The organism is Brenneria rubrifaciens, from assembly GCF_005484945.1.
In the GTDB taxonomy this organism is placed as follows: Bacteria; Pseudomonadota; Gammaproteobacteria; order Enterobacterales; family Enterobacteriaceae; genus Brenneria; species Brenneria rubrifaciens.
In genome coordinates, this window is record NZ_CP034035.1 from 189,095 (window position 1) to 202,744 (window position 13,650).

General features: G+C 54.3%; 13 protein-coding genes. 7 read left to right on the forward strand and 6 right to left on the reverse strand.

What is annotated here, in order from left to right:
- Positions 1 to 17: 17 nt before the first annotated feature.
- Together panF and EH207_RS00945 are read right to left on the reverse strand one after the other, a co-directional pair.
- Positions 18 to 1,469 carry a sodium/pantothenate symporter gene (gene panF, locus EH207_RS00940; protein WP_137712330.1) on the reverse strand — a complete coding sequence of 484 codons (1,452 nt, stop codon included), beginning with the start codon at positions 1,467 to 1,469 and terminating at the stop codon, positions 18 to 20.
- Positions 1,459 to 1,701 carry a YhdT family protein gene (locus EH207_RS00945; protein WP_137712331.1) on the reverse strand — a complete coding sequence of 81 codons (243 nt, stop codon included), beginning with the start codon at positions 1,699 to 1,701 and terminating at the stop codon, positions 1,459 to 1,461. Before EH207_RS00945 ends, panF begins: the two co-directional genes overlap by 11 nt.
- A gap of 281 nt (positions 1,702 to 1,982) precedes the next feature.
- Here EH207_RS00945 and modD point away from each other — a divergent pair, with 281 nt between their 5' ends.
- Positions 1,983 to 2,831, forward strand: a complete 849-nt coding sequence (gene modD, locus EH207_RS00950; protein WP_137712332.1) for a ModD protein — start codon at positions 1,983 to 1,985, stop codon at positions 2,829 to 2,831.
- Between the two features lie 66 nt (positions 2,832 to 2,897).
- Here the strand turns inward: modD and accC are convergent, their stop codons facing one another.
- The 4 genes from accC to acuI all read right to left on the reverse strand — a co-directional run bounded on the left by accC (position 2,898) and on the right by acuI (position 6,374).
- Positions 2,898 to 4,241 carry an acetyl-CoA carboxylase biotin carboxylase subunit gene (gene accC / locus EH207_RS00955; protein ID WP_137712333.1) on the reverse strand — a complete coding sequence of 448 codons (1,344 nt, stop codon included), beginning with the start codon at positions 4,239 to 4,241 and terminating at the stop codon, positions 2,898 to 2,900.
- An 11-nt stretch (positions 4,242 to 4,252) separates the two neighbouring features.
- Positions 4,253 to 4,717 carry an acetyl-CoA carboxylase biotin carboxyl carrier protein gene (gene accB / locus EH207_RS00960; protein ID WP_137712334.1) on the reverse strand — a complete coding sequence of 155 codons (465 nt, stop codon included), beginning with the start codon at positions 4,715 to 4,717 and terminating at the stop codon, positions 4,253 to 4,255.
- A 25-nt stretch (positions 4,718 to 4,742) separates the two neighbouring features.
- Positions 4,743 to 5,195, reverse strand: a complete 453-nt coding sequence (gene aroQ / locus EH207_RS00965) for a type II 3-dehydroquinate dehydratase (RefSeq protein WP_137712335.1) — start codon at positions 5,193 to 5,195, stop codon at positions 4,743 to 4,745.
- A 201-nt stretch (positions 5,196 to 5,396) separates the two neighbouring features.
- Positions 5,397 to 6,374, reverse strand: a complete 978-nt coding sequence (gene acuI / locus EH207_RS00970; protein ID WP_137712336.1) for an acrylyl-CoA reductase (NADPH) — start codon at positions 6,372 to 6,374, stop codon at positions 5,397 to 5,399.
- 133 nt (positions 6,375 to 6,507) lie between these two features.
- Between acuI and csrD the strand changes: the two genes are divergently transcribed.
- The 6 genes from csrD (at position 6,508) to rng (ending at position 13,644) form a co-directional block, all read left to right on the forward strand.
- Positions 6,508 to 8,436 (forward strand): RNase E specificity factor CsrD, encoded by a 1,929-nt coding sequence (gene csrD / locus EH207_RS00975; protein ID WP_137712337.1) that lies wholly within the window; start codon positions 6,508 to 6,510, stop codon positions 8,434 to 8,436.
- A gap of 317 nt (positions 8,437 to 8,753) precedes the next feature.
- The gene (gene mreB, locus EH207_RS00980) at positions 8,754 to 9,797 is read left to right on the forward strand and encodes a rod shape-determining protein MreB (protein WP_126485560.1); all 1,044 of its coding nucleotides are present in this window, start codon (positions 8,754 to 8,756) and stop codon (positions 9,795 to 9,797) included.
- Between the two features lie 322 nt (positions 9,798 to 10,119).
- A complete protein-coding gene (gene mreC, locus EH207_RS00985; protein WP_137712338.1) occupies positions 10,120 to 11,097 on the forward strand; it encodes a rod shape-determining protein MreC in 978 nt (325 codons plus the stop codon).
- A complete protein-coding gene (gene mreD / locus EH207_RS00990) occupies positions 11,094 to 11,582 on the forward strand; it encodes a rod shape-determining protein MreD (protein WP_137712339.1) in 489 nt (162 codons plus the stop codon). The genes mreC and mreD overlap by 4 nt, the downstream gene beginning before the upstream one ends.
- A gap of 9 nt (positions 11,583 to 11,591) precedes the next feature.
- Positions 11,592 to 12,185, forward strand: a complete 594-nt coding sequence (locus EH207_RS00995) for a Maf family protein (protein ID WP_137712340.1) — start codon at positions 11,592 to 11,594, stop codon at positions 12,183 to 12,185.
- Positions 12,175 to 13,644, forward strand: coding sequence for a ribonuclease G (gene rng, locus EH207_RS01000; RefSeq protein WP_137712341.1), 1,470 nt, complete (start codon positions 12,175 to 12,177; stop codon positions 13,642 to 13,644). Before EH207_RS00995 ends, rng begins: the two co-directional genes overlap by 11 nt.
- Positions 13,645 to 13,650 lie beyond the last annotated feature (6 nt).

Genomic DNA, 13,650 nt, shown 5'->3' on the forward strand with positions numbered 1-13,650 from the left:
GCAGTCTCTATTACATTTTAAAGTGAAGTTGAGGCGGTAACCGTTTGCGGGGTCTGATGACCAAACCGGTTACCAACAATAAACGCCATCAGGCTCAGCAGCAGCGATGGCACAATGGGATGGAAACCGGCCGGCTGGAGATTGAAGCTGGCCAGTATGGTATAGCAAACGGCGCCGCTGAACATGGCGCTCAGCGCGCCTGTCGCATTGGCCCGCTCCCAGTACAGACCCAGCACCAGCGGCCAGAGAAACACGGCTTCCAGACCGCCGAACGCCAGCAGATTGAGCCAGATAATCATTTCCGGCGGCCGCCAGGAAGCGGCAAGCACAAGTAATCCTAGTAACAGCGTCGTCATGCTGGAAAGGCGTTTGATACGGCGCTCGTTGTGTATCTGCTGAGGCCGCACGTTGAGATAGAGATCTTTGATTATCGTGGCGGAGGCCTGAAGCAGATGCGCGTTAATGTTGGACATGATAGCCGCCATTGGCGCGGCGAGAAAGATGCCTGCGGCCAGCGGCGGTAAAACGGTCACCATCAGAGCCGGCAGCACCTGGTCCGGGATGGTCAGATGCGGCATAACCGCCCGGCCCAGCGCGCCGGATAAATGCATGCCCAGCATCAGGATGCCGATCACGATGGTGCCGATGATAATGCCGCGGTGCAGCGCCTTGCTGTCGCGATAGGAGATGCAGCGCACGGCCGTATTGGGCAGGCCGATAACCCCGAAGCAGACCAGCACCCAGAATGACGCCATAAAGGGCATCGACAAGATCTGATCGCTTCCCTGCGGCGTGACCAGCGCAGGATCGATCTGTTGCAGTTTTTCCACCGCGCTGTGTAACCCCCCTGCGGCGTAGATCACGCCCGCCAGCAGAATCACCGTGCCTATCAACATCACGATGCCCTGCATGGCGTCATTCAGCACGCTGGCGCGAAAGCCGCCAAAGGCGGTGTAGAGGGCGATAGTCACGCCGAAAATCAGCAGGCCGATATCGTAGGGAATGTTGGCTGCGGTTTCCAGCAGGCGCGCGCCGCCGATAAATTGCACCGCCATCGCGCCGATGAAGGCAACGAGCAGGCTGATGCTGGCAAACCACACCAGCAGGCGACTGCCGTAGCGGGCGAACAGCATGTCGTTAAGCGTGATGGCGTTGTAACGTCTGGCCAGAATAGCGAATTTCTTCCCCAGAATGCCCAGCGACAGCAGCATGGCGGGCAACTGAATCATGGAGAGCAGTACCCAGCCCAGCCCATATTTATAGGCCGCCCCCGGTCCGCCGATAAACGAACTGGCGCTGACGTAGGTGCCGATCAGGGTCATTGCCAGCACAAAGCCGCCCATTGATCGCCCGCCGAGGAAATACTCGTTAAGAAAGTTACCGGCCTGCCGACGGCGGTACGCGTATACCGAGAGTCCGAAAACCAGCAGCAGGTAGCCCAGCAACGGCAAAAGCACTTCATTTTGCATCGTCATGCTCCAGAGAGATATCGCGGAAGATGACGCGCACCATCAGCCAGCACAATAGCGTAAAAATCAGCGGTAGCAGCAAACAGGCCATTTCAAACCAGTGGGGTAGGCCGGTTATGCCCTGTGTACTGTCGGGCAGGTAAGCCGCCACAATCCAGGCGAACAGATAAGCCAGCGTCAGGATGAAGGCCCAGCGGGCCTCCCGGTGCGCCTGAATGAAACGTGTATCCATTTTTCTCTCCACGTTAAGCCGGAGCAATGGCATTGATTGGGTGAAAGTATGACAAAACCGGAAATTTTACGGCATGTGAGCCAATTGCCTAGTAATTAATTGCGTCAGAAAGACAAAAGCGTTGTTTGGGCGGGGGGCCTGCTCAGATTCGATTTTCAGGCAAGACGTTCACAGGGTGAAAAGTAGGTCATTGGTGATTGACCGTAGCGCCGTACGTGGATAATTTGAAGCGTAATATAAAAAAATACATAACGATAATCGGCGCTAACGGAGCATGTGAGATGATCTACCTTCCAGAGACTTTTCTCGACCAGCTTTTGCTGGAGGACATTCAATACGGGGATTTAACCACCCGGGCGCTGGGGATTGAGAAAATAACGGGCGATATCACGTTTTTTCATCGTCAGGGGGGATGTGTCAGTGGGATACCCGTAGCCGAGCGTTTGTTGCAAAAACTGGGGTTGCAGATTACCTATCGGGTTCAGGACGGAGAGCGCATTCAACCTGGGCAGGCGCTGTTATCCGCCACGGGGAATGCGGCGGCGTTGCATCAGGGGTGGAAAGTCACGCAAAACGTCCTGGAGTGGTGCTGTGGCGTCAGTGAGTATCTGTCGCAGATGAGAGAAGTGTATCGCCGCTATGTTCCGTCCGGGCAGATTGCCTGTACGCGGAAAACCATCCCCGGAACCAAACTGCTTGCGACGCTGGCTGTCGTGGCCGCAGGCGGTATCGTCCATCGTCTGGGCTGTGCGGAAACCATACTGCTGTTTACCAATCATCGCCGCTTTTTATCAAATCCTGATGACTGGGCAACGCACGTAGCCTGTTTGCGCAACGCCGCGCCGGAGAAAGAGATTATCGTCGAAGTGGATAATCCCGATGAGGCACTCCTGGCGCTCGCCGCGCAACCGGATATCCTGCAACTCGATAATTTTACGCCGGAACAAGTCAGGGCCATTGTGGTTCATGTTAAGCAACACGCCCCGGCGTGCATCGTTTCGGCGGCGGGTGGTGTCAATTTGCAAACCATTCAACGTTATGCCGAAACCGGCGTGGGGTTGCTGATCACCTCTGCCCCCTATCAGGCGTCATCGGCGGATATTCGTGTCGTTATGACACCCAGATCGTAAGGTTTTCTTGCGGCTTAATGGCGGAAGGCCAGCATTAAGCCGGCCTTCCGGGAGAACCGCGAAGATTTAGTGCAAACCGAGTTTCTTCTCCAGATAGTGGATATTGGTGCCACCTTGCTGGAAGTTTTCATCGTTCATGATCTTCATCTGTAGATCGACGTTGGTTTTGATGCCGTCAATAATCAGCTCAGCCAGCGCGTTCTTCATGCGGGAAATCGCGACCTCGCGGGTTTCACCGTAGGTGATCAGTTTGCCGATCATGGAATCATAGTACGGCGGTACGGTATAACCGGCGTAGATATGCGATTCCCAGCGCACACCGAAACCGCCCGGCGCGTGGAAACGGGTGATTTTACCCGGACTCGGCAGGAAGGTATTCGGGTCTTCGGCGTTGATACGGCACTCGACCGCGTGGCCGCGCACAATCAAGTCTTCCTGTTTGATGGACAACGGCTGACCCGCGGCAATACGCAATTGCTCCTTGATCAGATCCACGCCGGTAATCATTTCGGTGACCGGATGTTCCACCTGAATACGGGTGTTCATTTCAATGAAATAGAACTCGCCGTTTTCGTACAGGAATTCAAACGTACCCGCGCCTCGATAATTGATATCGATACAGGCTTTCGCACAGCGGTCGCCGATGAAACGACGCAGTTCGTCGGTGATGCCCGGCGCCGGGGCTTCTTCCACCACTTTCTGATGGCGGCGCTGCATTGAGCAGTCACGTTCAGCCAGATAAATCGCGTTGCCCTGGCCGTCAGCCAGTACCTGGATTTCCACGTGACGCGGGTTTTCCAGGTATTTCTCCATGTAGACCATGTCGTTGTTGAAAGCGGCTTTGGCTTCCGCACGGGTCATATTGATGGATTGTTCCAGCTCTTTATCGCTGCGAACCACGCGCATACCGCGACCGCCGCCGCCGCCAGACGCTTTGATAATCACCGGATAGCCGATGCGCTTGGCAAAAGCGCGGTTTTTATCCATATCGCCGTCTAACGGGCCGTCGGAACCCGGCACGCAAGGTACGCCGGCTTTTTTCATGGCGTTGATGGCGGAGACTTTATCACCCATCAGACGGATGGTATCGGCACGCGGCCCGATGAAAACAAAGCCTGAACGCTCAACCTGCTCGGCAAAGTCGGCGTTTTCTGACAGAAAACCGTAACCGGGGTGAATCGCCGCCGAACCGGTAATTTCCGCGGCGGAGATGATTGCCGGAATGTTCAGATAGCTTTTGGTGGACGGCGCCGGGCCGATACACACGGTTTCATCCGCCAGTAGTACGTGTTTCAGATCGCGATCCGCGCTGGAGTGAACGGCAACGGTTTTGATGCCCAGCTCTTTGCAGGCGCGCAAAATGCGCAACGCAATCTCTCCGCGGTTCGCGATAACGATTTTATCTAGCATGGTAAGCCTCGTTATTCGATGACAACCAGTGGCTCGTCAAATTCAACCGGTTGACCGTTGTCGACAAGAATCGCTTTGACCACGCCCGTTTTGTCGGCTTCGATTTGGTTCATCATTTTCATGGCTTCCACAATGCAAAGCGTATCGCCGACATTTACTTGCTGGCCCACTTCGACAAATGCTTTGGCATCAGGACTTGGGGTGCGGTAGAACGTACCCACCATTGGAGAACGAACGATGTGACCGCTGATGGCGGCAGGTGCAGGTGCAGCCGTGTCCGCGGCCGGCGCGACGGCGGCGGCCAGAGCCGGTTGCTGTTGCATCATGGGCGCATAGGCCTGCTGCATCATCGGGTAGCTTGGCGTTACCGGGGCACGACTGATACGTACTGATTCTTCACCTTCAGAAATTTCCAGTTCGGCGATGCCGGACTCTTCAACCAGTTCGATCAGTTTTTTGATTTTACGAATATCCATGGATGTGGTTCCGTACTCTTCTTGTTTAATTGGAGGTTGACAGACGTTTTACCGCTGTCTGTAAAGCATAGTGATAACCCTCTGCCCCAAGCCCGCAAATCACGCCTACCGCGATATCAGAAAGGTAGGAGTGATGACGGAACGCTTCGCGCGAATGCACGTTGGACAGATGAATTTCGATAAACGGGATGGCTACCGCTAGCAGAGCATCACGCAGGGCAACGCTGGTATGGGTGAACGCCGCCGGATTAATCAAAATAAAATCCGTATTTCCTCTGGCCTGATGGATGCTATCGATCAGGATGTGTTCCGCATTGGATTGCAGATGGGAAAACCGGATATTCAACGCCTGCGCCTGAGCTTCCAGGCGGCTGACAATCTCAGGCAACGTCGTGCTGCCGTACTTGTCCGGTTCGCGGGTGCCCAGCAGATTGAGGTTAGGACCATTCAAAAGCAAAATGTGAAACTTTTCGGCCATTGTGCTGCTATCTCCCGCGATTCGCCCGGATTGTAAAAACGGTGTCGCACAAAATAGCGCGAAGCCATTCGTTTGTCACCTTTCGTGTGAAAATTGTCCGGCGCTGAAAAATTAAAGTCGAGCATTATAACCATATCGTAGCAATTAGCAGCTTAATACTGGCCTTATCTGCGGAGATATTCTTACGGCAGGTGGAGTGGGTTATCTGATTTTGACCAGCGTACGGCCCGTCACGTTGTTTTCCAACAGCGCGATGGCGACGGCGGGCACCGCGTCCAGCGCGATCTCGTGAGTCACCTGTTGATAGAAAGCCGGGGGCAGCAGCGTGGCCAGACGCCGCCAAGCTTGCAGGCGGCGCGGCGGTGGCGTCATTACCGAATCAATACCCTGTAAGCGAACATTGCGCAGGATAAAAGGCATCACCGTTGCCGGTAGCGCAACCCCGCCCGCCAGACCACAGGCCGCGACAGTGGCGTTATAATCCATCTGCGCCAGTAACGTTGCCAGCACTTTGCCGCCTACAGTGTCGATCGCGCCTGCCCAGCGCTGTTTTTCCAGAGGACGCGCATCGCGGCTGAATTCATGGCGATCAAGCACCTGTTTTGCGCCGAGCGCTTGTAAATACCCGGTATTGCCGGCTCTGCCGCTGATGGCCGCGACCTGATAGCCCAGCGCGGAAAGCAGCGCCACGGCGGTACTGCCGACGCCTCCGCTGGCACCGGTCACAACGACATCGCCGCTTTCCGGCATGACGCCGCTTTCCTCCAGCGCCATGACGCATAGCATCGCCGTAAAACCCGCAGTGCCAATGACCATCGCCTGGCGGGCATCCAGCGCCTGAGGCAGAGCGACCAGCCAGTCACTTTTTACCCGCGCCTGTTCAGCCAGCCCGCCCCAGTGATTTTCACCCACGCCCCATCCTGTTAGAATGACGGATTGACCCGGCTGAAAACGGTCGCTGTCGCTGTGGCTCACGGTGCCGGCGAAGTCAATACCGGGCACCATCGGAAACTGACGAATAATGTTACCTTTGCCGGTGATGGCCAGCGCATCTTTATAATTGATGCTGGACCAATTGATATTGACGGTGACATCGCCGGGGGGGAGTTGTGCCGGATCAATATTACGTAACCGGGGCAGTGTTAATCCATCCTGTTGTTCAAGAACCAGGGCGCGCATGTGCAATCTCCTTTGACAGTATAAAAAAAGATGCCGAATCATTTTAGAAACTATATTTGTGACAGGTAGTATGCGTACTGATAAAAAACAACAAACCCGCAGAGACAACACTGTTCAGGAATAGGACGCAGGGATGGAATTTACGACCAGATTCTCCATACTCATGACGCTGCTGACAACTCTGGCGATTTTTCTGATTCTCTCCAGCAGCATTTCGAGCCTCTTTTATTATAGCCAGCAGCGAACCTCACAGCAGTTAAATGAAGTCGCGGCCAGCATCGATCAGGCACTTTTGGTGCAATCGTCAGAAAATATCAAATTCTGGTTACCCTCCATGATGAAAACCGCCGCTATCGTCTCGCTAGAGGTTATCGATGGGGATACCATTCTGTATTCGGTGCGGCTGCCCGAGGCGGGTGATAGATCCAGCTATCTCAACCGTGATACCCGGCTTGCTTTGATGCACAATCTAAACATGGAGGTGGCCGTCACCTATGCCGATCCCCTGATTGGCATATCGCGTTTTTTGATGTCGGTACTGTTGGCCGTTTGCTTGATGGCGCTGGTCTTTTATCTGTCCATTCGCTGGTTGCACCGCCAGACTGCCGGACAGGAAGAACTGGAAATGCGCGCCCGGCGGATTCTGAATGGTGAGCGTGAATCGGTGATGCATGGTTCGGTGCGGGAGTGGCCGATAAACGCCAGTGGCGCGATCGATCAACTGCTGTCTGATTTAACAACCGCGCGAGAAGAACGCAGCCGGGTCGATACGCTAATCCGTGCGTTTGCGGCTCAGGATGCGGAAACCGGCCTCAGCAATCGCCTATTTTTTGATAACCAGCTAACGACACAGTTGGAAGATACCGAAAATGTCGGTACGCACGGTATCGTCATGATGATTCGCGTGCCTGATTTTGACACATTGCAGGAAACTCACGGTTATAACAGTGCGATTCATGAATACCGCAATACGCTGGTGAATTTACTGTCGACCTTTGTGATGCGCTATCCCTCTGCATTACTGGCGCGTTATTTCAACAATGATTTTACGGTGTTATTGCCGCACCGTACCCTGAAAGAAGCGGACAGCATAGCCGCTCAGTTGGTCAAAGCCATTGATATTCTGCCGCCGATGTCGGTGATCGATCGCGAAGATATCCTGCATATTGGGATTTGCGCTTATCGCAGCGGGCAAAGTCCAGAGCATGTGATGGAAAGTGTGGAAGACGCGACCCGTAACGCAGTGTTGCTGGGAGGCAATGGCTGGTGCGTGTTTGATCGGCAGGTGCCGGAAAAAGGCCGGGGCTGTGTGAAATGGCGCACATTGCTGGAACTGACGCTTGCCAGAGGGGGGCCGAGGCTGTATCAGAAACCGGCGGTGACTCGGGAAGGCGTGGTGCACCACCGTGAAATGATGAGCCGTATTTACGACGGTACTCAGGAGTTACTGGCAGCCGAGTACATGCCATTGGTTCAGCAACTGGGGTTGACGGCCAGCTATGATCGGCAACTTATCTCCCGAATTCTGACGCTATTGGTAAGCTGGCCTGAAGAAACGCTGGCGATGCCGGTGAGTATTGACTCACTTCTGCAAAAGCCATTTATCCATTGGCTACGGGAAACGCTGGGGCAGTGTCCCGTTAAACAGCGGCAGCGCATTTTATTTGAACTTGCTGAAGCGGATGTTTGTCAATATATCGGCCGTCTGCGCCCGGTGCTGGAGATTATGCTGGGTTTGGGCTGTCGTATTGCGGTGGTGCAAGCGGGATTAACACTGGTCAGCACCACCTATATTAAGTCATTGACAGTGGAAATCATCAAGCTCCATCCGGGACTGGTGCGCAGCCTTGAACGCCGAGCGGAAAATCAGTTAATTGTACAAAGTCTGACGGAAGCCTGTAAAGGGACCAAGACGACCGTTTTTGCGGCAGGCGTACGCACTAAAGAAGAGTGGCGTACGTTATTGGAGAAGGGTGTTTATGGCGGGCAGGGTGACTTCTTTGCCGCTTCGCTGCTGGTAGGTGATGAGTTGAAAAAATATTCACCTCGCCATCGCGTTTAGTGTAAAAGTCCTGGCTAAATTGACGTAGAATGGCTCGGCTGTTGATTAGGTTAGTGTGTGCTTACGTTAGCAGCAAACCGATTGAAAGTTAGATTTTATCTCCTGTGTTAGCGCCATGCTGTGGTGGAAAAAGCGATGATTCGCCTCGCTGTCTGGAGGAAAGACGGCGGCGAGCGGGATTCTTTTGAAAGCCGAACGGTACAACACAGACTTTTTTCACCGAAGCAGAGCGTTTTCGTGCCTTGTCGCTGCTTCGTGTGGTTGGTAAAGTAAGCGGATTTATTTTTCGCCCCCACTTGCAGGATTATCCTTTAGTTATGTTTAAGAAATTTCGTGGCATGTTTTCCAACGACTTGTCCATCGACCTGGGTACGGCCAATACCCTGATTTATGTTAAAGGGCAGGGCATCGTACTGAATGAACCTTCCGTGGTCGCTATTCGTCAGGATCGCGCAGGTTCTCCGAAAAGCGTCGCCGCAGTCGGCCATGACGCCAAACAGATGCTGGGTAGAACGCCTGGCAATATCGCCGCAATTCGCCCGATGAAGGACGGCGTGATTGCTGATTTCTTTGTGACTGAAAAAATGTTGCAGCATTTTATCAAACAAGTGCACAGCAACAGCTTTATGCGCCCAAGTCCGCGCGTGCTGGTGTGCGTGCCGGTCGGCGCCACGCAGGTAGAGCGCCGTGCGATTCGTGAATCCGCACAGGGGGCTGGGGCTCGCGAAGTCTTTCTGATTGAAGAACCGATGGCTGCCGCGATTGGTGCGGGTCTGCCGGTTTCTGAAGCCACGGGTTCCATGGTTGTGGATATCGGTGGCGGTACGACGGAAGTGGCCGTTATTTCCCTGAACGGCGTGGTGTATTCCTCTTCCGTGCGGATTGGCGGCGACCGCTTTGATGAAGCGATTATCAACTATGTTCGCCGCAATTACGGTTCACTGATTGGTGAAGCCACAGCGGAACGTATCAAGCATGAGATTGGTTCGGCGTATCCGGGTGATGAAGTGCTTGAAATTGAAGTCCGCGGCCGTAACCTGGCTGAAGGGGTTCCGCGCGGCTTTACCCTGAATTCCAATGAAATTCTGGAAGCATTGCAGGAACCGCTGACGGGGATCGTCAGCGCGGTAATGGTGGCGCTGGAACAATGTCCGCCGGAGCTGGCCTCCGATATTTCCGAACGCGGCATGGTGTTGACCGGTGGTGGCGCACTGTTGCGTAACCTCGATCGTCTGCTGATGGAAGAGACGGGCATTCCGGTCGTTGTGGCGGAAGATCCGTTGACCTGCGTGGCGCGCGGCGGTGGTAAAGCGTTGGAAATGATTGATATGCATGGCGGCGATTTGTTCAGCGAAGAATAATCCGGCCGGGAAATAGGGGGCCGTATGGATGAATGCGGACACTTTTCATCCCGTGCGGCCGCCCTTTTTTTATGTTTTATGGCGGGCTTTGTCCGTCCTGCGCTTTGGGGTCAACGCTGCGCGTTGTTGAACATAGCGCGGGGCAATCGTTATTCGTCTCATTCATGACTCGCCCAGCGGTTCCGTGCAGGGCAGCGTTGAAAAACGCGCCCGGCGTTTTGTTACAGCAGGCTTTTCCTTCCCGCCGCTCCGCGGGCCAACGCTTTACGTTGTTAAAAAACGCGCCCGGCGTTTTATTGCTGTCGAGGAATACACGAATTATATGAAGCCGATTTTTAGCAGGGGACCTTCCCTGCAACTACGACTTTTTCTCGCTGTCGTTACCGCGATTTCTGTGATTATTGCTGACAGTCGGCTTGGTGCGTTCAATAAAATCAGAACGTATATGGATACCGCGGTCAGTCCCTTTTATTTTTTGGCGAATGGCCCGCGTGAGGTGCTGGATAACGTCTCGGCGTCATTGGTAACCCGTGAACAACTGGGGATCGAAAATACCGCGCTGCGTCAGGAATTGCTGATGAAGAACAGCGAACTGCTGCTGTTAGGGCAACTCAAGCAGGAGAATGCCCGTCTGCGTGAGTTACTGGGGTCGCCGCTGCGTCAGGACGAGCAGAAAATGGTGACGCAGGTCATTTCCGCCGGCACGGACCCTTATAGCGATCAGGTGGTGATTAACAAGGGTCTGGTCAACGGCGTGTATGAAGGTCAGCCGGTCATCAGTGACAAGGGGGTGGTGGGCCAGGTGGTGGCGGTTGGGCAGTTAACCAGCCGGGTTTTGTTGATTTGTGATGTTTCCCACGCGCTGCCGATTCAGGTACTGCGCAATGATATCCGCGTGATTGCCGCAGGCAATGGCTGTACTGATGACCTGCAACTGGAACATTTGCCCAATAACACCGACATTCGCGTCGGCGATGTACTGGTCACGTCAGGGCTGGGCGGGCGTTTCCCGGAAGGGTATCCGGTCGCCGTGGTGTCGTCAGTGAAAATTGATACCCAACGCGCTTATACGATTATTCAGGCGCGTCCGACGGCGGGCTTGCAGCGCTTGCGTTATTTGTTGCTGTTATGGGGCGTGGACGGGAATACCCGTGCCGCGTTGCCGCCGCAAGAGGTTCATCGGGTCGCCAATGAACGGTTGATGCAGATGATGCCGCATGTCTTACCGTCTCCCGATGAAATGGGCCCGCCGCCGCCTGTTTCCGATCCTGCGGCTATGCCGTCAGGGGGCCGTCAATGAACCGCTACCACAGACACGGAAACTGGATCATCTGGCTCATGTTCCTCATCGCAATGGTATTGCAGATTATGCCGTGGCCGGACGAAATCTATGTGTTTCGACCCTCCTGGCTGACGTTATTTCTGATCTACTGGGTGATGGCGCTACCGCACCGAGTTAACGTCGGCACCGGGTTTGTGCTCGGCATTATTATGGATCTGATTTTAGGGTCTACACTTGGCGTGCGGGCGCTGGCGCTCAGTATTGTGGCTTATCTGGTGGCATTTAAATTCCAGCTTTTCAGGAACATGGCGTTATGGCAGCAGGCGCTGATCGTCATGATGCTGTCACTGTTGATGGACTTGATTGTATTTTGGGCCGAATTCCTGGTGATTAACGTCTCGTTCCGGCCTGAAACTTTCTGGAATAGTGTAGTTGACGGCATTCTCTGGCCGTGGTTGTTCCTGCTGATGCGTAAGGTACGTCGTCAGTTTACCGTGCAATAAAGGTTAATCATGACTCAGCTCTATCTGGCATCCGCATCGCCGCGTCGCAGGGAACTCTTATCTCTGCTCGGTGTCCCCTTTTCCGTGTTGAATACGGCGGTGGAAGAACAACGTTTCCCCGATGAAACGGCCGAAGCCTACGTTCGCCGTCTGGCGCATGAAAAAGCGTCCGCGGGGGTACGGGCCGCGCCTGCCGACTTACCGGTGCTGGGGGCGGATACGATTGTGGTATTGAACGGACAAGTGCTGGAAAAGCCTCGGGATGAAGCGCACGCGGCGCACATGCTGGCGATGCTTTCCGGGCAACGGCACCAGGTCATGACCGCGGTGGCATTGGCTGACAGGGGCGATAGCCTCAGCGCGCTGGTCAAGACGGATGTCGTGTTTCGGACGCTTTCCCCGCTAGATATCGACACTTACATCGCCAGCGGCGAGCCGATGGATAAGGCTGGCGCCTATGGCATTCAGGGCAAGGGCGGCTGTTTTGTCCGATCGCTCAACGGGAGCTATCACGCGGTGGTAGGGTTGCCGCTGGTGGAAACACATGAGCTGTTCAGTAATTTTGCTGCGCTGCGACAGGCGAGAGGAAAACATGACTGCTGAGCTACTGGTGAACGTCACCCCTTCAGAAACGCGGGTTGCCTACATTGACGGCGGCATTTTGCAGGAAATTCATATTGAGCGTGAAGCCAAACGCGGCATCGTCGGCAACATCTACAAAGGCCGCGTGAGCCGGGTATTACCGGGCATGCAGGCGGCGTTTGTCGATATTGGTCTGGATAAGGCCGCCTTTTTGCACGCCTCCGATATCATGCCGCATACCGAATGTGTGGCCAATGACGAACAGAAAAACTTCCACGTTCGCGATATTGCCGAACTGGTGCGGCAAGGGCAGGATCTGATGGTTCAGGTGGTGAAAGATCCGCTGGGCACCAAAGGGGCGCGCCTGACGACGGATATCACCTTGCCGTCGCGTTACCTGGTTTTTATGCCGGGCGCTTCGCACGTTGGCGTTTCGCAGCGTATCGAAAGTGAGGCTGAACGTGAACGTTTAAAGAAAACCGTCGCGGATTACTGTGACGAACAGGGCGGCTTTATCATCCGCACGGCGGCGGAAGGTATTGGTGGAGAGGAACTTTCTCAGGACGCGGCTTTTCTCAAGCGTCTGTGGGGCAAGGTGATGGAGCGTAAAAAACGCAACCAGACCAAATGCAAACTCTACGGCGAAGTCGCGCTGGCGCAACGTATTCTGCGTGATTTCGCAGGCGCGGCGTTGGATCGCATTCGTATCGATTCCAGGCTGACCTATGATGCGCTGCTGGAGTTCACCGCCGAGTATATTCCTGAAATGACCAGCAAACTGGAACACTACGCGGGTAAACAGCCGATTTTCGATCTGTTCGATGTGGAAAACGAAATTCAGCGCTCACTGGATAGAAAAGTCGAGTTGAAATCCGGCGGCTATCTGATCATCGACCAAACGGAAGCGATGACCACCATCGATATCAATACCGGGGCTTTTGTCGGCCATCGCAATCTTGATGAAACCATTTTTAACACCAATATCGAAGCTACTCAGGCGATTGCGCGGCAACTGCGTTTGCGTAACCTCGGCGGCATTATCATTATCGATTTCATTGATATGAACAATGAGGATCACCGTCGGCGCGTATTGCATTCTCTGGAGCAGGCGCTGAGTAAAGATCGGGTAAAAACCAGTATTAATGGCTTCTCCCAACTAGGATTAGTGGAGATGACGCGTAAACGCACCCGTGAGAGTATAGAACATGTCTTGTGTCATGAATGTCCCACCTGCCACGGGCGCGGTACGGTGAAAACCGTCGAAACCGTCTGCTTTGAAATCATGCGCGAGATTGTGCGTGTTCACCATGCTTATGACACTGACCGCTTCCTGGTTTATGCGTCGCCGGCGGTTGGCGAAGCGCTGAAAAGCGAAGAGTCGCACGCGCTGGCCGAGGTGGAGATTTTCGTCGGCAAAGAGGTCAAAGTACAGATTGAACCCCTGTATAGCCAGGAACAATTTGACGTAGTGATGATGTAAGTAAGT